The organism is Streptomyces sp. NPDC002935 (assembly GCF_040611295.1).
Classification (GTDB): Bacteria; Actinomycetota; Actinomycetes; order Streptomycetales; family Streptomycetaceae; genus Streptomyces.
Genome location: NZ_JBEXNW010000005.1, coordinates 26289 through 44547, shown reverse-complemented (window position 1 = coordinate 44547; position 18259 = coordinate 26289). Strand labels below are relative to the sequence as shown.

Below are 18259 nucleotides of genomic sequence, written 5' to 3'. Positions count from 1 at the left end.
CGCACTCCATGTCTCGTCGTACCGCTCTCGCCTTATGCGCCACCCTGGCGCTCGGCGCAGGCCTCGCCGTCCTCCCCACCCAGGCGCAGGCCGCGACCGTCGTCGTCGACACCACCGCCGAACTGACCAGCGCGATCTCCGGCGCCACCGCCGGGACCGTCATCCAGGTGCGCGGCGGCACCTACTACCCGACGGCCACGCTCCAGTCCGCGACGAACGGCACCTCGTCCTCGCCGGTCACGCTCACGGCGTACGGCTCGGAGACCGTGAAGATCGACGGCTCCTCGCTCCCGTCCGGCGACTGGATCTTCAAACTGACCGCCGACTACTGGAACGTCTCCAACCTCACGTTCCAGAACTCCCCGGACAGCGCGGTCGTCTGCCAGTCCTGCACCGGCACCACCTGGAACAGCATCAAGACCATCAACGGCGGCGACTCCGGCTTCACCCTGACCGGCGACGGCACCGTCAACAACACGGTCAGGAACATCGACTCGTACGGCAACTACGACGCCGCCAATCACGGGGAGAACGCGGACGGCGTCGCCGTGAAGTTCGGCTCGGGCAGCGGCAACCTGATCACCGGAGCCCGCCTGTACAACAACTCCGACGACGGCATCGACTTCTGGTCCTTCTCCTCGCCCGTCACCGTCGAACACACCTGGTCCTTCGGCAACGGCAGGAACCGCTGGAGCGACTCGGCCTTCGCGGGCGACGGCAACGGCTACAAGCTGGGCGGCGACGGCGAGGTCGTCGCCCATGTCGTCAACAACTCCGCCGCGTGGGACGACGCCGGCAGCGGCTTCACCGAGAACTCCAACACCGGCGCCATCGTCATCAACCGCACCACCGCCTACGCCAACGGCAAGTATGGCTACTACTTCGCCACCAGCGCCGCCAAGCTCGGCAAGAACCTCGCCGTGGGCAACGGCACCGCGGCGGTGTCCAAGGGGTCCTCGGTGACGTCGGCCGACAACAACTGGGACTCCGGCATCTCCACCCCGCCGTTCCTCTCCACGGACGCGGCCACCACCTACAACTCCCGCTCCTCCAGCGGGACACTGCCCGCGACCACCTTCCTCACGACGGGCAGCACGACCATCGGCGCGACCATGAACTGACTCCCGCCGGGCAGTTCGTGAGGCCCGATTCGTGCGACGCGAGGCCCATGTCGGCCGAAAAGTATGTATCGATCCGGCAAAAGGCCTCGCGTCCAGCGACGTGACGCGCGTAGAACTCCTGTCATGCATAAGTCACTACGCATCGCGGCCGTCGCCGCCACCTGTGTCGTCGCCGGTGCCGCCCTGTACGGCACCGGCGTCGCCACCGCCGGTCAGTCGACGGCGAACTCGACGCACGAGCCCTACAACATCGGGGTCCTCGTCAAGGACATCGACACCTATTACGGCACCACGGCCGACAGCAACGGGGTGTACCAGGCGTCCCCCGACAGCCCGTACGCCAAGGACCTGGCGCGCCTCGACGCCGCCGCGAAGCGGTACATCGACCGGGCCGCCCGAAAGGCCCACCACCGGCACGAGAAGCCCGCGGTCGTCTTCGACATCGACGACACGCTGCTGCTCTCCCTCGACTACGAGAAGAAGACCAACTACACCTACAACTCCGCCTCCTGGGCCGCCTACGTCGCCCAGGCGAACCGTCCCGCCGTCTTCGGCAGCCCCGAACTCGTCGAGTACGCCGCGTCCAAGGGCGTCGAGGTCTTCTACAACTCGGGCCTGAAGGAGGCGCAGCGCGTCTCCGCCGTCGACAACCTGAAGAAGATCGGCGTCGACGTCAACCTCGACGCCGGGCACATGTTCCTCAAGGACGCGGCCAACCCGCCCGCGTACCTGAGTGATTGCGCCACCGCCGCCGCCTGGAACTGCACGACCGTGCAGTACAAGGCCGGCACCCGCAAGCACATCGAGTCGCTCGGGTACGAGATCGTCGCCAACTTCGGCGACCAGTACTCGGACCTCGACGGCGGCTACGCCGACAAGACGTACAAGCTCCCGAACCCCACGTACTTCGTGAGCTGAGGCCCACCCCCGCGGGCCCGGACCTGACCTCCGGGCCCGTCCGCACGGGCGAACGCCCCCGCCGGTCGTCACCGGCGGGGGCGTCCTGCTGCCGGCCGAGGGGGGCTCAGGCCGACAGGTCCACCGTCGAGGACGTCAGAAACGAACGTGAGGTTGTTTCCGACGCGCGAACAAAACGACAGACTCAGTCGTACGTGACGTCCGACGCCGTGAATCTGCACGATGTTCCGTCCGGGCCGGTGCCCAGCTCCTTCGGCTCCTTGCCCGTGCTGTTGCCCTCGAAACGGACACACGTCTTGATCTTCTTCTTGGTGTCGCCGTGGACACGGATGTGGCGCAGCGATGCCGTGTCGCCGTAGTTGGTGTTGATTCCGACGATGGCCTTGCCCGGCGCCGTCACATCGACGTCGTCGATGACGACCGTGCGCTTGAACTGCTTCTTGCAGTTGCCGCAACTGCGCACCAGCTTGCCGAAGTTCTCGACCCGGAACTTGCTGACCACCAGCTTGCCGGCGCCGTTGAACTGCAGGACCTTGTCGTCCGCGCCCTTGGCGCCGCCGCCGTAGACCTTGTAGACGGCCGAGGACGACGTGCCCTTGAAGCTCGCCGCGTCCTCGCCGACGTCCAGCCACCACACGTTCTGCAGGGTGCAACTGCCCAGGCAGTGGACGCCGTCGGCGGCGGGCGTGCCGATGATGACGTTCTTGAGGACCGCGCCGTCCGCGAGCTCGAAGACGGGTCCCTGGTCCTCGTCCTGGCCGCTGGTCCCGAGGGCGCCGCTGCCGTAGAACTTCGTCAGCTTGCCGTCGTAGGTGCCCGACACGGAGATCGTCGACGACACGGCCTTGCTGCCCCTGGCCTCCGGCCAGGTCGTCGCCGCGCCCGCCGAGCCCAGCATCGAGGTCGTGACGATCGCCGCGCCGGTCAGGGCGAGGGCGGACACGCCACCGATCACGGCACGCCGTCCGGTGACCCGGCGGCGGTGGCGGAGGCGCTGTTCAACTCGTGCAGTCATGGACCGAGTTCCTTGGGTGGTGAGGAGATGGTGCGTCTCCTGGTCGTCACCGCCCGGGAAAGGGTTGCCGCGTCCGCTGATCTTTCTGCCGCTACGAGTCGCCGTCGTCGGCGTCCTGGGCCGCGAAGTCCCCGGCCACGGTGGACCGTTCGCCGCCCTTCGCGGTCGCCGTCACCCTGTAGCCGTCGTCCTTCGCGTCCCGGCCGCCGCGGTCGTGGTCGTACTGGCCCGCGAAGACCCACTCGCCCGGCCAGACCGTGTGTCCGGGCCTGAGCACCCAGGTGTAGACGAGGAAGCCGTCGCGCTCGGCGACCGTCGTTGTGAAGTCGCTCTCGGGCAGCGAACGCCAGGCGCCCGCGTCGCTCACCCCGCCGGTCTGCCGGATCTTCAACTCGACCGTGAGTGCCGTGAGTTGCCTGCCGGTCTTCAGGGTGACATCGCTCTGCGCCCAGAAGTCGTTGCTGTGCGGGTCGACCGAGCCGTCCGACCACAACGAGCCGTCTGCGGTCTTCCCGGCGGGCGCCCGGGTCGCGGTGGGCGCGCTGGCCGTGGGGGTGTCCGAGCGCGAGGGACCCGGCTCGTCCGGCTCCTTCGGCGTACCGGAGCGACGGCTGGGCTCGGGCGCCACCGGCGCCCGCCCGGTCGGGTCCGGCGACGGGTCGGGGGTCGGCGAGACCGCGACCGTCCGCTGCGGCGGGGCGTCCTCCTTCACCGCCGAGGCGACCGCGTAGCCGGCCACCGCGAGGACGCCCGCGACCGCGGCCGTGGCGCCCACGACACGGGCCCAGCCGAGCAGCGGCGGGCGCGCCGCGCGCCGCGAGGGCCGCCGCTCGTCGGCGCCCGCCATGCCGCGCTCCACCCGGGCCAGGATGTGCGCGCGGTCGGGCTCGTGCGCCTCGGCCGCCTCGCGCAGCCCGGCGCGCAGCTCGTCGTGCACGTCCCGCGCCTCCCTCATCGGACTGCCCCTCCGGCCCCACCCGTGGGCAGCACTCCCGCGTGCACCCGTACCGACGCCCCGTCGGTGCCGAGCAGCCGCTTCAGTTCGGTCATGCCCTTCGACGTCTGGCTCTTCACCGTACCGACGGAGATCCCGAGGGCGAGCGCGGTGTCCTTCTCGGACAGATCGAAGGCGTGCCGCAGCACGACACAGGCGCGCTTGCGGAACGGCAGCCGGCGCAGCGCCCCCTGGACATCGACCGTGCCCGGTACGTCGGGGTTCTCGGTCCTGTCCTCGCGCTGCGACCAGAAGAGCGTGATCCGCCGCCGTTCGCGCACCGCCGCGCGGATCCGAGTGCGGGCGAGATTGGCGACCACACCGCGCGCGTACGCCACCGGATGGTCCGCCGCCCGCACCCGGTCCCAGCGGTGCCACAGCGCGAGCAGCGCGTCGGCGGCGAGATCGTCCGCGGCGTCCGGCTCGCCCGTCAACAGGTTGGCCAGGCGGGCCAGTTCGGCGTAGTGCCGCTCGAAGAAGGCGTGGAACTCCACGGAGGCGGCGTCGTCCACGACAGTGCCCACGGGGTACCTCTCCTCGCTACGGCTGTGGCACCGGTGCGGGTGCGGCGTATACGGCCCCGGTGATTCGCCTGTGGGGAAAGGGCGTTCCGGTGGGGCGAGATGCGTGAGCGTACCAGCGGGTCGTCCGGATCTTCGAACGACGTATGGCGGGCCGAACTCGATTCCGTAACACGGGGAAAACCTGAAAGTGCTTGATCGGGGGCACAATCCAGCCAGCATCCGCGCACCAAGCACGCAGGTAACGAGGAGTATCACCATGTCCGAAGCGCAGAAGGTGGCCGACCGGCCAAGTGCCGCACCCCCGGCGGCAGGCAGTGTCGACGGATTCTTCAAGATATCCGCGAGGGGATCCACCTTCGGCCGGGAGATACGCGGCGGATTCGCCACGTTCTTCACGATGGCCTACATCCTCGTCCTGAACCCGATCATCCTGGGCAGCGCCAAGGACAAGTTCGGCCACCACCTCGACGCCGTCCAACTGACCACCGCCACCGCCCTGGTGGCCGCGGTCATGACGATCATCATGGGCGTCGGCGGCAACCTCCCGCTCGCGCTCGCCGCCGGACTCGGCCTCAACGCGGTCGTCGCTTTCCAGATCGCCCCGCTGATGAGCTGGGACGACGCGATGGGCCTGATCGTCCTGGAGGGTCTGCTCATCTGCGTGCTGGTGGTGACCGGTCTGCGGGAGGCCGTCATGCACGCGATCCCGCAGCCGCTGAAGCAGGCGATCAGCGTCGGTATCGGCCTGTTCATCGCCTTCATCGGCTTCGTCGACGCCGGCTTCGCCACCCGTATCCCGGACGTGGCCAACACCACCGTGCCGGTGCAGCTCGGCGGCACGGGCGCGCTCGCCGGCTGGCCGGTTCTCGTCTTCTGCCTCGGGGTCCTGCTGACCATCGGTCTGCTCGCCCGCAAGGTCAAGGGCGCGATCCTGATCAGCATCGTCACGATGACGGTCGTGTCGATCGTCATCAACTCCGTCGCGGACATCAAGAGCTGGGGCCTGACCACCCCGAAGGTGCCCGACGACGTGGTGGCCTCACCGGACTTCGGGCTGCTCGGTCGGTTCAGCCTGTTCGGCGCGTTCGGCGAGACCAGCGCGATCACCGTCGTGCTGCTGGTCTTCACCCTCGTCCTGTCCGACTTCTTCGACACCATGGGCACGGTCGTCGGCATCAGCGCCGAGGCGGGTCTGCTGGACGAGGAGGGCAAGGTGCCGGGCCTCGGGCGGGTGCTGCTGATCGACGGCGCCGCCGCGGTCGCGGGCGGCGCGGCCTCGGCCTCCTCCTCGACGTCGTACATCGAGTCGGCGGCGGGTGTCGGCGAGGGCGCGCGCACCGGTTTCGCCAACCTGGTCACCGGCGGGCTGTTCGCGCTCGCGCTGTTCCTGACGCCGATCCTCACGATCGTCCCGCTGCAGGCCGCAGCGCCCGCGCTCGTCGCCGTCGGCTTCCTGATGATGACCCAGGTCAAGCACATCGACTGGGACAAGTACGAGATCGCCATCCCGGCGTTCCTGACCATCGCCGTGATGCCGTTCACCTACTCGATCACCAACGGCATCGGGGCCGGGTTCCTCGCGTACGTCCTGATCAAGACGGTGCTCGGGAAGGCCAAGGAGGTCCACTGGCTGCTGTGGGCGGCCTCCGCGCTGTTCCTCGTGTACTTCGCGATCGACCCGGTGGAGCAGTTGCTCGGGGTGAGGTAGCCGGCCCTCGTGGCCCCGGGCTCGCAGGAGCGCGGGGCCACGAGCGCGTCAGTCCCGCAGCGCCGCCCGCATCATCGCCTGGGCGACCGGTGCCGCCAGTCCGTTGCCGCTGACCTCCGAGCGCGCCGCGTTCGACTGCTCGACCATGACCGCGACGGCGACCTCCTTGCCGTTGGAGTCGGACTTCGCGTACGACGTGAACCAGGCGTACGGCGTCTTGCTGTTCTTCTCGCCGTGCTGGGCCGTGCCGGTCTTGCCGCCCACGGTCGCGCCGGGGACGATGGCGTTCGTGCCCGTGCCGTCCTCGACGACCGTCTGCATCGCGGACCGGAGCTGCCGCGCCGTGTCCGAGCCGACGATCCTCTCGGTCAAGGTGCTGTCGTCGTAGTTCTTCAGCACATCGCCGTCGGCGTCGCTCGTCCGCGACACCATGTGCGGCGAGACCAGCTTGCCGTCGTTGGCGATCGCGGCGGACACCATGGCCATCTGGAGCGGGGTCGCGGTGACGTCGAACTGCCCGATGCCGGTCAGCGCCGTGGACGACTTGTCCATGCCCGAGGGGTACACGCTCGTGTACGCCCGCACCGGCACGTCCTGCGTCGTGTCGTTGAAGCCGAACTTCTCCGCCATCGACCTGACCTTGTCCTGGCCCAGGTCGACGGCCATCTTCGCGAAGACGTTGTTGCAGGAGTACTGGAGCGCGACCCGGATCGAGGCGTTCTCGCAGGGTGCGGACGTGTTCTCGTTCTTCAGGACGGTCGTCGTGTTCGGCAGCGTGTACGGGTCCGGGCTGTGCGTCTTCGCGTCCACGTCCGAGTACAGCCCGTTCTCCAGCGCGGCGGCGGCCACGACCAGCTTGAACGTCGAGCCCGGCGGCAGCGGCTGCCGCAGCGCGCGGTTGACCAGCGGCTTGTCGGCGTCCTTGGTCAGCCGCTGCCAGACGCTGGTGTTGCCCGCGCTGATCGACGTCGGGTCGTACGACGGTGTCGAGACGACCGCGAGGATCTTGCCGGTCTTCGGGTCGATCGCGACGGCCGCGCCCTTCTTGTTCCCGAGCGCCGCGTACGCGGCCTTCTGCACACCCGGGTCGATCGTCGTGATCACATCACCGGGGTCGGCACGCTTGTTCGTGAGGGAGTCCAGCGGGTTCTTCAGCTGGATGTCCGTGCCGTCCAGCAGGTTCCGGTAGATGCCCTCCAGCTGGGTCGCCCCGTACACCTGCGAGCTGTAGCCGGTGACCGCCGCGTACAGGCTGCCGTCCTTGTACGTCCGCTTGTACTTGAGGTCGCCGCCCTTCGTCTTCGCCGAACCGGTGATCGCGTCTCCGGCCACGATGATGTTCCCGAGCGGGTTCGCGTACAGCGAGATCGCGTTCCGTCGGTTGTCCTTGTCGTCCGCGAGTGCCCGGCCGTCGTAGAACTGCACCCATGTCGCCCTGACCAGCAGGGAGAGCACGAGCAGCAGACTGAAGACGGCGGCCCGCCTGATCGTCTTGTTCATCCCGCACAGAAGGACGAGCGGTCCGGAGGGAATCGTTCCCATCCGCCCGGATTTCTCATGAGTCCTTCATGAAGCCGCCGTCGTGCCGGCCCCTCGTGAAGCCGCCCTCGTGGGGACCCGCCGGAGCCCGGACCGGTCAGAGCCTGCGGGTGGCCAGGGTGAGACGGTCGCGGGCGTCGAACAGGGCGTCCTTGACCATCTGCTCGTGCGCGGGGGTGAGCCGGGCCACCGGCACCGAGCAGCTGATCGCGTCACGGGCCGGTGTGCGGTACGGGATCGCCACACCGAAGCAGCGCAGTCCCAGCGTGTTCTCCTCGCGGTCCACCGCGAAGCCCTGGTCCCGCACCTGGTGCAGCTCCTCGATGAGCTTCTCCCGGTCGGTGATCGTGTGCTCGGTCAGCGCGGGGAGCGTCTCGGGCAGCAGCTTGCGGACCTGCTCGTCGGTGTGCGTGGCCAGCAGCGCCTTGCCGAGCGAGGTGGAGTGCGCGGGGAGCCTGCGGCCGACCCGGGTGAAGGGGCGCAGGTAGTGCTGCGACTGCCGGGTGGCCAGATAGACGACGTTCGTGCCGTCCAGGCGCGCGAGGTGGATGGTCTCCGTGGTGTCGTCGGAGAGGCGGTCGAGGGTGGGGCGGGCCGCGGCGACCACCTCGTCGCCGTCGATGTACGAGGTGCCGACCAGCAGGGCCCGTACGCCGATGCCGTACCGCGTGCCCGTCGCGTCCGTCTCGACCCAGCCGAGCTCCACGAGCGTCCGCAGCAGCATGTACAGGCTGGACTTGGGATAACCGACGGCCTCCTGGACCGCTGCAAGGGAGTGCATTCCGGGCCGGCCGGCGAAGTACTCCAGCAATTCCACGGTCCGCACCGCGGACTTGACCTGCGCCCCGCCGCCTGTCTCGCCTGCCGACATCGCCCTTGACCCCTTCGTTGGACGGGAAATAGTCTCCAACAGGATATTCACCATCAGAGACAGCGTTCAGCATATCGAACACCCCTGGTGAGTGACACAAGAACTGTGGCATCACATCTGAAGGGACCCGCGGTGGCAGCAGCACCAGTCTGGAGTGTCGACCCCCGAACCGGGAAGCAGCGGGAACAGGTTGCGGTGGAGGCCACAGCCCAGGAGGTGGACGAGGCCGTCCGCGCCGCGCACGCCGCGCGCCCCGCTCTCGTCGACCGCGCCGTACGCGCCGCGTTCCTGCGCACCGCCGCCGACCTGCTCGAAGGCGCCAAGGACCAGCTCGTCGAGGCCGCCGACGCGGAGACCGCGCTCGGCCCGGTCCGGCTCACCGGTGAACTCGCCCGCACCTGCTACCAGTTGCGTGCTTTTGCCTCGATCGTCGACGAGGGCGCCTTTCTCGACGTCGTCATCAACCACCCCGACGGCACGGCGACCCCGCCGATCCCGGACCTGCGCCGCTACAAGGTGGCGCTGGGCGTCGTCGCCGTGTACTCGGCCTCGAACTTCCCCTTCGCCTTCTCGGTCGCCGGCGGCGACACGGCGAGCGCGCTGGCCGCGGGCTGCCCGGTCGTCGTCAAGGTCCACCCCGACCATCCCGCGCTCTCCGAACTGGTCGCGGCCGTCCTGCGCCGGGCCGCCGCCCGGCACGACATCCCCGTCGGCGTCATCGGCGTCGTCCACGGCTTCGAGGCCGGTGTCGAGCTGGTCCGCCACCCGCTGATCGCGGCGGCCGGGTTCACCGGCTCGATCCGCGGCGGGCGCGCGCTGTTCGACGCGGCCTCGGCGCGTCCGGTGCCGATCCCGTTCCACGGCGAGCTGGGCTCCCTCAACCCCGTCGTCGTCACCGAGGCCGCGGCCGCCGAGCGCGCCGAGGAGATCGGCGCGGGGCTCGCCGGCTCGATGACCCTGGGCGTCGGCCAGTTCTGTGTGAAGCCGGGCCTGGTGCTCGCGCCGGCCGGCGCGGCCGGAGACCGTCTGCTGAAGTCCCTGACCGACGCGGTGAGCGACACCGCCTCCGGGGTCCTGCTCGACCACCGTATGCGCGACAACTTCATCGCCGGGGTCGCCGAGCGCGCCGGACTCCCGGACGTCCACGCCCCGGTGACACCCGGCGCGGGCGGCGAGCACACGGTGAGCCCCGGCTTCCTGACCGTGCCCGCGAGCAGGCTCGCGGCCGAGGGCGAGCACGATCTGCTCCTGGAGGAGTGCTTCGGGCCGCTCACGGTCGTGGCGCGCTACGAGGACGAGTCCGAGGCGGGCGCGGTGCTCTCCCGGCTGCCGGGCAACCTCACGGCCACGGTGCAGCTCTCCGCGGAGGAGGCGGCGGGCGAGGGGCGCGGCGCGGAGATCCTCGCCGAGCTGACCTCCCTCGCGGGCCGCGTGCTGGTGAACGGCTGGCCCACCGGGGTGGCCGTCGCTCCGGCCCAGCACCACGGAGGGCCGTACCCCGCGACGACCTCGACCTCCACGTCGGTCGGCGGCAGCGCCATCGAGCGGTGGATGCGGCCGGTGGCCTATCAGGGGGTGCCCGAGGCGCTGTTGCCGCCCGAGCTGCGGGACGACAACCCGCTGGGGCTGCCCCGACGGTACGACGGGCGCCTGGAGCGGTAGTCCCCAAGCCGCGGGGCCGTTCCTTCTCGGTCCTTGCCGGTCCTGGCCGCTCCTTGCCGGTATTTGCCGGTCCTTCGCGGGCCGCGGGTGCCGCGTGGCTGATCACGCGGCACCCGTGCCCCCGCAGGGCGTGGCCGTGAACCTGAGAGACTCCACCCATGGACGTCACACTCCCCGAACTCCCCTTCTCCCTCCGCACCTACGGGCCCGACGGGCACTGGTCGTACGAGGACGGCGTGCTCACCGGCTGGGCCGGGCCCCGGCAGGACCGCTTCGTGCCGCCCACCGGTGAGGGGCTCGACTCGGCCTCGGACGCGCCGCGTCTGCTCGGAGAGCCGGAGGGCGACTTCCAGCTGATCGCCCGCGTGACGGTCGGCTTCGGGGCGGCCTTCGACGCGGGCGTGCTCTACGTCCACGTCGGGGAGCGGACCTGGGCGAAACTGTGCCTGGAGTACTCCCCGGACGTGCCCACCGTCTGCACAGTGGTCACCCAGGGGCATTCCGACGACGCCAACTCCTTCACCGTGGACGGCAGTTCCGTCTGGCTCCGGGTCAGCCGCACGGGGCGTGCCTTCGCCTTCCACGCCTCCCGCGACGGCGAGCGCTGGATCTTCGTCCGCCTCTTCACCCTGGCCGACGAGAAGGACACCGGGGCGGCGCTCGTGGGCTTCATGACGCAGTCGCCGATGGGGGAGGGCTGTGTGGTGACGTACGACGGCATCGAGTTCCGGCCGTCCTGGCCGCGCGACCTGCGCGACGGCAACTAGCGACCGGGCTTCCGGAACCACACCGTCCGCCGGCACGTCCTCTGCTGCGTGATCGAGGACCGTGTGAACCATGTGCGCCGGGTGATCAGGACCGCGCTGCCCGCCGAGGCGGCCGTCGTCGCCGACCTGCACGCCCGGGCCCGGGCGACGTACTACCCGGACGGGGTGCCGCAGGACGGCACGGACTGGCTCGCCGCCTGGCGGAGCGCCATCGAGCGCCCCGACGGCCATGTGCTGTGCATCGTGCAGGACGGCCGGATCGCGGGCATCGCCTCCTTCCGTACGACCGAGGGCGCCCCCGCCGACACCGTGAAGCTCTACCAGTTCCACGTCGACCCCGGCCGCTGGCGGGCCGGCATCGGAACGGAGCTGCACGCGGCCTGCGTGGAGGAGTGGCAGGCGGACGGGAAGCGCACGGCGACACTCGACGTGCACGTCGACAACCGGCGCGCCCAGTCCTTCTACACCCGCCTGGGCTGGGTGCCCGACCCGGAGAACCCGCCCGCGGACGGCGATCACCACCGGTATCTGCGGTACGCGGTGAACGGGTCCGCGCCCGGGTCCGCGCCCGGGGAATGACCTGAGCCGTTTGAACGTTCACACACTCGCGCCCCCGGAGGGTGTCCCGTATCCGCACGACCTGGAATGAGCCGAAGAATGCGCGTCGAGATCTGGAGCGACATCGCCTGCCCGTGGTGCTATGTCGGAAAGGCCCGCTTCGAGAAGGCGCTGGACGCCTTCCCGCACCGTGACGAGGTCGAGGTCGTGCACCGCTCCTTCGAGCTCGACCCGGGCCGCGCCAAGGGCGACATCCAGCCCGTGATCACGATGCTCACCAAGAAGTACGGCATGAGCGAGGCGCAGGCGCAGGCGGGCGAGGAGAACCTCGGCACGCAGGCCGCCGCCGAGGGCCTCGCGTACCGCACCCGGGACCGTGACCACGGCAACACCTTCGACATGCACCGCCTGCTGCACCTCGCCAAGGAGCGGGGCCCCCAGGACGAGCTGATCGGCCTCTTCTACCAGGCCAACTTCGCCGAGGAGCGGACCGTCTTCGGTGACGACGAGCGGCTCGTGGAACTGGCCGTCGCCGCCGGGCTCGACGCCGACGCCGCCCGCGCGGTGCTCGCCGACCCGACCGCCTACGCCGACGACGTCCGCGCCGACGAGCGCGAGGCCGCCGAGCTGGGCGCGAACGGCGTTCCCTTCTTCGTCCTCGACCGCACGTACGGCGTCTCCGGCGCCCAGCCCGCCGAGGTCTTCGCCCAGGCGCTGGCCCAGGCATGGGGCGAGCGGCCGCAGCTCAAGCTGATCCAGGACGAGGGCGTCGACGCGGAGGCCTGTGGTCCGGACGGCTGCGCCGTTCCCCAGCACTGAACAGCGCAGGTCGGAGCACCGGAACGGAACAGCGCGGGCCGGTGCCGCGGAAGCGAAGAGCGCAGGTCGGAGCCGATTCATAAGCGCTCCTTGGGGATACCACGTAAAAATCCGCAATGGACCTGGGCACGCTCCGGGCCCAGAGTGGTCCCATGGAGACCTTCGAGACCCTCGTCCGTGCCGAGTTCGCCCCGAAGAACACCTATCTGAACAGCGCGAGTACCGGCCTGCTGCCGGCCCGCACCGTGACCGCGATGCGGGCCGCCGTGGAGTCCGTGGCCGCCGGGCAGCCCGCTGACATGTTCGCGGACGTCGAAGCGGCCCGCTCGGCGTTCGCCCGTCTCGTCGGGGTGCCCGAGCGCCGGGTGGCGGCCGGGGCCTCGGTCGCCGTGTACACCGGACTGATCGCGGCCTCGCTGCCCCCGGGCGCCGAAGTCCTCACCGCGGAGGCCGACTTCAGCTCCGTCGTGACCCCCTTCCATGTCCGCGGCGACCTCAAGGTCCGCGCCGTACCCCTGGAGCGGATCGCCGAATCCGTGCACTCCGGCACCGCGCTCGTCGCGGTCAGCGCCGCGCAGTCCGCGGACGGCCGGACCGCCGCGCTGGAAGCGATCCGGGAGGCCGCGCGGGAGCACGGCGCCCGTACGTACATCGACGCTTCCCAGGCCGCCGGATGGATGCCGCTGCGCGCGGACGCCTTCGACTACGTCTCCTCCGTCGCCTTCAAGTGGCTCGTCTGCCCGCGCGGCGTGGCTTTCCTGGTCGTCCCGGAGGACCTCGGCGGACTCACCCCGGTGTTCGCCGGCTGGGTCGCGGGCGAGGCACCCTGGGACAGCTGCTACGGCCCCGTCGAGGAACTCGCCCACTCCGCACGGCGGTTCGACGAGAGCCCCAGCCTCTTCGCGTACGCCGGAGCCCGGCATTCACTGGAACTGCTTGAGGAACTGGGCGTGGAGCGGGTGCACACCCATGACCTCGCGCTCGCCGACCGCTTCCGGACCGGCCTGCGGGAACGGGGCCACGAACCGGTCCCCGCCCCCGGCTCCCCGATCGTCTCCGTGCCCGGACTCGGCCGCCTCCAGGGTGAGTTGAGTCGCGCCGGTGTCGAAGTCTCCGACCGTGCGGGCAACTTGAGGGCGGCGTTCCATCTGTACAACACCCCGGACGACGTCGACCGGCTGCTCGACGTGCTGCCCGGCTGAGCATCCGCCGGCCCGCCCCGGCCCTCTGGCGCCGGCCGCGGCGGGGCGCTAGGAAGGGCACCACGAGGTGGTGGTGCCGGTGGAACCGACGCTCACTGACGCCGAGTTGCACCGGCGGCTGGTGTACGGCGACGAGTCCGCGCTGGGTGAGGTGTACGCCGCGTACGGCGGGCTGGTCCGGCGGGTCGCCGTACGGGTCACCCGCAGCCCGGTGGCCGCCGAGGACGTGGCGCAGGAGGTCTTCGCACAGCTGTGGAGCAGGCCGTACGCCTTCGACGCCCGCCGTGGCTCGCTGCGCACCTGGCTGTCCATGCTCGCCCACCGGCGGGCGGTGGACTGGGTGCGCGGCGAGGCCCGGCAGCGCAAGGACGCCCGCGCCGACGACGCGGCGCTGCACTCCATCCCCGACGCGGCGCCGGGTCCCGACGAGACGGTCGTCGACCGTGAGCGCTCACTGCTGCTGCACACCGCGCTCGCCGAACTCCCGCAGCCCCAGCGCGAGGTGATCCACCTCGCCTACTTCGCGGGCCGCACCTACCGGCAGGCCGCCGTGGAACTGGGTATCCCGGAGGGCACCGCGAAGACCCGGCTGCGCGCGGCCCTGCGCAGACTCGCCGAGTCCCTCGCCGACCCGCCGGATCCCGCACTGGAACGGGGCGCGTGATGGCGGCGCGAGGGGCTCCGGCAGCCGGACACGTGCGTAGGGTGGGGGCAGCAGGGCGAGGCGCGGCCGTCCTGCCGGACCTGGCCCGGAAGGGCGGCGGACGATGAGCACCCACCATGAACGGATGCGGGACCTGCTGGCGGCCTGGGCCGTCGGCGCCCTGACCCCCGCCGACGAGAAGACGGTCCCGCTCCATCTGGCCGAGTGCGAGTCCTGCGCCGCCGAGGCGGAACGTCTGCGCGAGACGGTACGGCTGCTGGACGGCCCGCGGCGCGCCTCCCCGGCGGACGGCACCGCCGACGGCGTACTCGCCCTCGCCCTTCGCTCCCGCCCGGCCGCTCCCCGCGTGGCCCGGCACGCCGCCCCCTACGCCGCCGCGGTCGCCGGACTCCTCTCGCTGCTGCGGGAGGTGGAAGGCCTGGGGCCCTGGGGCACGCCGGTCGTGCACGACTGGGACGTGCACGCCACCGTCGCCCATCTGATCGCGGCGGACGAGCCGCTGGCGCGGCACCTCGGCCTCGCGGCCCGGATGCCGGAGCCGTCCGGAGCGCGGGAGATGCCGTGGCAGGACGCCTGGGCCGCCCGGACCGCCGAGGTGATCGCCTGCGAGCACCGGCGCCCGCCCGAGGAGACGGTCGCCGCGTGGAGCGCGCAGGCCGCCGCGCTGCTGGCCGCACCGGAGGCGACCGATCCCGAACGGGCCGCGCACGCCACCACGTTGATGGGATCCCGGCTGCCCGTCGCGGACCACTTCGTCGTACGGGCCTTCGAGACATGGATCCACACCGACGACATCGGACGGGCCCTCGGAATCACCGTGCCCCCGCCGCCGGACCCCCATCTGTGGCAGCTCGTCCGCCTCGCGGTGCGTGTCCTTGGAACGGCCCTCGGGCCCACGGCGCCTCCGGTGCTGTTCGCGGTGGCCGGCGGGGGACCCGACGCGCGGTGGGTGCTCGGCTCCGAGGACGAGCCCGTACGGGCCGAACTCGTCCTGGAACCGGTCGACTTCTGCCTGCTCGTCGGCGGCCGCCACGCACCCGGCGAGGTGCCCCGGGTCGCGACGGGGGACGAGGCCGCGATCAGCGCCGTACTGGAACGGGCCGCGTCACTGGCGTGGCTGTAGGAACCACCCGGGCGCGGCGGCCCTGAAACGGCGGGCCGGGGTCTCTCCCGTACGTGGGGGAGAGACCCCGGCCCGTACCCCGTACGGGGGAGGAGGTCACCGCACCGGCGTGAAGTCCCGCGCCCCGATGAACTCCGGCCTGCGCACGGGGGCCGCGAACGGTTCCACCGCCGCGTTCTCGACACTGTTGAACACGATGAAGACGTTGCTGCGCGGGAACGGGGTGATGTTGTCCCCCGAACCGTGCATGCAGTTGCAGTCGAACCAGGTCGCCGAACCGGCCCGGCCCGTGAAGAGCTTGATGCCGTGCCGGCCCGCGAGGCGGGTGAGCGCCTCGTCGGAGGGCGTTCCGGCGTCCTGCATCTGGAGCGACTGCTTGTAGTTGTCCTTCGGTGTGGCCCCCGCACACCCGAGGAACGTCGTGTGCGACCCCGGCATGATCATGAGACCGCCGTTGGTGTCGTGGTTCTCGGTCAGCGCGATCGAGACGGACACCGTCCGCATGTTCGGCAGCCCGTCCTCGGCGTGCCAGGTCTCGAAGTCCGAGTGCCAGTAGAAGCCACTGGCCCCGAAGCCCGGCTTGACGTTGATCCGCGACTGGTGGACGTACACGTCCGAGCCGAGGATCTGCCGGGCCCGGCCCACGACGCGCTCGTCGCGCACGAGACGGGCGAAGATCTCGCTGATCCGGTGCACCTCGAAGACGGACCGGATCTCCTGGGTCCTCGGCTCGACGATCGAGCGCTCGTCGGCACGGATCGCCGGATCGGCGACGAGCCGCTCCAGCTCCTGCCGGTAGACGGCGACCTCGTCCTCGGTGATGAGCTCCTCTACGGGCAGGAAGCCGTCGCGCTCGTACGACTGGAGCTCGGGGACCGAGATCGGGCCGGGCTCGCCCGGCGCGCCCCAGACCACCGGGTCCTGTCGGGGCACGGCCACTTCGGTGGCGGCGCGGCTGGGGTACGGATCGGTGAGTGTGGTCATCGGTGTGTCACACCTCCTCGGGTTCGGTGAGCTGGGGGTCCCCCCAGGCATTCGGCTCTGGGGGAGGGTAGACGCCCCTCTCGTCGTGGTCCTCCCGTCCCGTGACGGGCGGATTGAAGACGCAGACGCACCGGAAGTCGGTCCGGGGGCGCATGGTGTGGCGCTCGTGGCCGTCCAGCAGGTACATCGTCCCGGGCGTGATCCAGTGCTTCTCGCCGGTCTCGTCGTTGGTGAGTTCGGCCTCGCCCTCCACGCAGAGCACGGCCTCGATGTGGTTCGCGTACCACATCCGCGTCTCCGTACCCGCGTACAGGATCGTCTCGTGCAGAGAGAAACCGACCTTCTCCCTGGCGAGGACGATGCGCTTGCTCTCCCAGGTGCCGGACGCCGCCCGCACATGCCGGTCGGTGCCTTCAACATCCTTGAACGAACGGACTATCACGGTGGTGCGCTGCCTCTCTCTCGTGCTTCTCGTGCTTCTCAGACGGTCTCGCGCACGGCGCGGGCGAGGGTGCGCAGGCCCTCGTCGAGCTCGTCGGGGGTGATGGTGAGCGCGGGCAGCAGCTTCACGACCTCGCTCTCGGGGCCGGACGTCTCGATGAGCAGCCCGAGTTCGAAGGCACGCTGCGCGACGCGGCCGGCGCGGGCCTTGTCCTTGAACTCGATGCCCCAGACCAGCCCGCGGCCCCGGTACTCCTTGATGTCGGCGAGGTTCTCCTCGGTGATGGAGATCAGCGCCTGCTCGACCTGCTCGCCGCGGGCGCGGGTCTGCTTCTCCATGGCGGAGCCGTCGGCCCAGTAGGCCTCCAGGGCGGCGGCGGCCGTGACGAACGCCGGGTTGTTGCCGCGGAAGGTGCCGTTGTGCTCGCCCGGCTCCCAGATGTCCAGCTCGGGCTTGAACAGGCACAGCGACATCGGCAGCCCATATCCGCTGATGGACTTGGAGACGGTCACGATGTCCGGTACGACCCCCGCCTCCTCGAAGGAGAAGAACGCGCCGGTCCGCCCGCAGCCCATCTGGATGTCGTCGACGATCAGCAGCATGTCGCGGCGCTCGCACAGGTCGGCGAGGGCGCGCAGCCACTCGGGCCGCGCGACATTGACACCGCCCTCGCCCTGCACGGTCTCGACGATCACCGCGGCGGGCTGGTTCAGCCCCGAGCCCTGGTCCTCCAGGAGCCGTTCGAACCACAGGAAGTCCGGGACCAGGCCGTCGAAGTAGTTGTCGAACGGCATCGGGGTCCCGTGCACGAGCGGGATCCCGGCACCGGCCCGCTTGAAGGCGTTGCCCGTCACGGCGAGCGAGCCGAGCGACATCCCGTGGAAGGCGTTGGTGAACGACACGATCGCCTCGCGCCCCTTCACCTTGCGCGCGAGCTTCAGCGCGGACTCGACGGCGTTGGTGCCGGTCGGGCCGGGGAACATCACCTTGTACGGCAGGTCGCGCGGCCGCAGCACCAGGTTCTGGAAGGCCTCCAGGAAGCCGCGCTTCGCGGTCGTCGACATGTCGAGACCGTGGGTGACGCCGTCGCGCTCCAGATAGTCGATCAGGGCCCGTTTCAGCACCGGGTTGTTGTGCCCGTAGTTCAGGGACCCGGCACCGGCGAAGAAGTCGAGGTACTCGTGGCCGTCCTCGTCGTACATCCGGCTGCCCCGGGCCCGGTCGAAGACGGTGGGCCAGCTGCGGCAGTAACTGCGCACCTCCGACTCCAGGGTCTCGAAGATGCTCAGGTCCGGCTGGGTGATGGTCACGGCGAATCGCTCCTCGAAGCGTGTGGGGGAAGGGGAGA

At 70.6% G+C, this 18259-nt stretch carries 18 protein-coding genes; 10 read left to right on the top strand and 8 right to left on the bottom strand.

Annotated features, from left to right (window positions below; translation table 11 throughout):
• Window positions 1-8: 8 nt before the first annotated feature.
• Both ABZX90_RS07905 and ABZX90_RS07900 read left to right on the top strand, forming a co-directional pair.
• Complete coding sequence (locus ABZX90_RS07905; RefSeq protein ID WP_355202441.1) at window positions 9-1121, top strand: chondroitinase-B domain-containing protein; 1113 nt, start codon at window positions 9-11, stop codon at window positions 1119-1121.
• Between the two features lie 123 nt (window positions 1122-1244).
• Window positions 1245-2039, top strand: coding sequence for an HAD family acid phosphatase (locus ABZX90_RS07900; protein ID WP_351128112.1), 795 nt, complete (start codon window positions 1245-1247; stop codon window positions 2037-2039).
• 184 nt (window positions 2040-2223) lie between these two features.
• Here ABZX90_RS07900 and ABZX90_RS07895 read toward each other — a convergent pair whose 3' ends face one another.
• The 3 genes from ABZX90_RS07895 to ABZX90_RS07885 form a co-directional block, all read right to left on the bottom strand.
• Window positions 2224-3054, bottom strand: coding sequence for a pectate lyase (locus ABZX90_RS07895; protein WP_355202438.1), 831 nt, complete (start codon window positions 3052-3054; stop codon window positions 2224-2226).
• Window positions 3055-3145: 91 nt separating this feature from the next.
• Window positions 3146-4009: a hypothetical protein gene (locus tag ABZX90_RS07890; RefSeq protein WP_351128108.1), complete on the bottom strand. Its 864-nt coding sequence runs from the start codon at window positions 4007-4009 to the stop codon at window positions 3146-3148.
• Window positions 4006-4572 carry a SigE family RNA polymerase sigma factor gene (locus tag ABZX90_RS07885; protein ID WP_351128106.1) on the bottom strand — a complete coding sequence of 189 codons (567 nt, stop codon included), beginning with the start codon at window positions 4570-4572 and terminating at the stop codon, window positions 4006-4008. The genes ABZX90_RS07890 and ABZX90_RS07885 overlap by 4 nt, the downstream gene beginning before the upstream one ends.
• A gap of 256 nt (window positions 4573-4828) precedes the next feature.
• Between ABZX90_RS07885 and ABZX90_RS07880 the strand changes: the two genes are divergently transcribed.
• Entirely contained in the window at window positions 4829-6280 is a 1452-nt protein-coding gene (locus tag ABZX90_RS07880; RefSeq protein ID WP_351128104.1) for an NCS2 family permease, read from the top strand.
• Window positions 6281-6328: 48 nt separating this feature from the next.
• On the opposite strand, the gene ABZX90_RS07875 is transcribed toward ABZX90_RS07880, so the two are convergent.
• Both ABZX90_RS07875 and ABZX90_RS07870 read right to left on the bottom strand, forming a co-directional pair.
• Window positions 6329-7780, bottom strand: a complete 1452-nt coding sequence (locus tag ABZX90_RS07875) for a penicillin-binding transpeptidase domain-containing protein (RefSeq protein WP_355202905.1) — start codon at window positions 7778-7780, stop codon at window positions 6329-6331.
• A gap of 136 nt (window positions 7781-7916) precedes the next feature.
• A complete protein-coding gene (locus ABZX90_RS07870) occupies window positions 7917-8690 on the bottom strand; it encodes an IclR family transcriptional regulator (RefSeq protein ID WP_351128102.1) in 774 nt (257 codons plus the stop codon).
• A 132-nt stretch (window positions 8691-8822) separates the two neighbouring features.
• Between ABZX90_RS07870 and ABZX90_RS07865 the strand changes: the two genes are divergently transcribed.
• The 7 genes from ABZX90_RS07865 to ABZX90_RS07835 all read left to right on the top strand — a co-directional run bounded on the left by ABZX90_RS07865 (window position 8823) and on the right by ABZX90_RS07835 (window position 15485).
• Complete coding sequence (locus ABZX90_RS07865) at window positions 8823-10352, top strand: aldehyde dehydrogenase (NADP(+)) (protein ID WP_351128100.1); 1530 nt, start codon at window positions 8823-8825, stop codon at window positions 10350-10352.
• 158 nt (window positions 10353-10510) lie between these two features.
• Entirely contained in the window at window positions 10511-11119 is a 609-nt protein-coding gene (locus ABZX90_RS07860; protein WP_351128098.1) for a DUF1349 domain-containing protein, read from the top strand.
• A gap of 48 nt (window positions 11120-11167) precedes the next feature.
• Window positions 11168-11698, top strand: coding sequence for a GNAT family N-acetyltransferase (locus ABZX90_RS07855; RefSeq protein WP_355202432.1), 531 nt, complete (start codon window positions 11168-11170; stop codon window positions 11696-11698).
• A gap of 78 nt (window positions 11699-11776) precedes the next feature.
• Window positions 11777-12496 carry a DsbA family oxidoreductase gene (locus tag ABZX90_RS07850; protein ID WP_355202429.1) on the top strand — a complete coding sequence of 240 codons (720 nt, stop codon included), beginning with the start codon at window positions 11777-11779 and terminating at the stop codon, window positions 12494-12496.
• Window positions 12497-12648: 152 nt separating this feature from the next.
• Complete coding sequence (locus ABZX90_RS07845) at window positions 12649-13698, top strand: aminotransferase class V-fold PLP-dependent enzyme (RefSeq protein ID WP_351128092.1); 1050 nt, start codon at window positions 12649-12651, stop codon at window positions 13696-13698.
• A gap of 67 nt (window positions 13699-13765) precedes the next feature.
• Window positions 13766-14362: a sigma-70 family RNA polymerase sigma factor gene (locus ABZX90_RS07840; RefSeq protein WP_351128090.1), complete on the top strand. Its 597-nt coding sequence runs from the start codon at window positions 13766-13768 to the stop codon at window positions 14360-14362.
• Between the two features lie 103 nt (window positions 14363-14465).
• Window positions 14466-15485, top strand: a complete 1020-nt coding sequence (locus ABZX90_RS07835; protein ID WP_351128088.1) for a maleylpyruvate isomerase family mycothiol-dependent enzyme — start codon at window positions 14466-14468, stop codon at window positions 15483-15485.
• Between the two features lie 96 nt (window positions 15486-15581).
• On the opposite strand, the gene thpD is transcribed toward ABZX90_RS07835, so the two are convergent.
• The 3 genes from thpD to ectB are packed head-to-tail and all read right to left on the bottom strand — an operon-like array spanning window position 15582 to window position 18221.
• Window positions 15582-16469, bottom strand: a complete 888-nt coding sequence (gene thpD, locus ABZX90_RS07830; RefSeq protein WP_351128086.1) for an ectoine hydroxylase — start codon at window positions 16467-16469, stop codon at window positions 15582-15584.
• A 7-nt stretch (window positions 16470-16476) separates the two neighbouring features.
• Complete coding sequence (locus ABZX90_RS07825) at window positions 16477-16911, bottom strand: ectoine synthase (RefSeq protein ID WP_351128084.1); 435 nt, start codon at window positions 16909-16911, stop codon at window positions 16477-16479.
• A 38-nt stretch (window positions 16912-16949) separates the two neighbouring features.
• Window positions 16950-18221 (bottom strand): diaminobutyrate--2-oxoglutarate transaminase, encoded by a 1272-nt coding sequence (gene ectB / locus ABZX90_RS07820; RefSeq protein WP_351128082.1) that lies wholly within the window; start codon window positions 18219-18221, stop codon window positions 16950-16952.
• Window positions 18222-18259 lie beyond the last annotated feature (38 nt).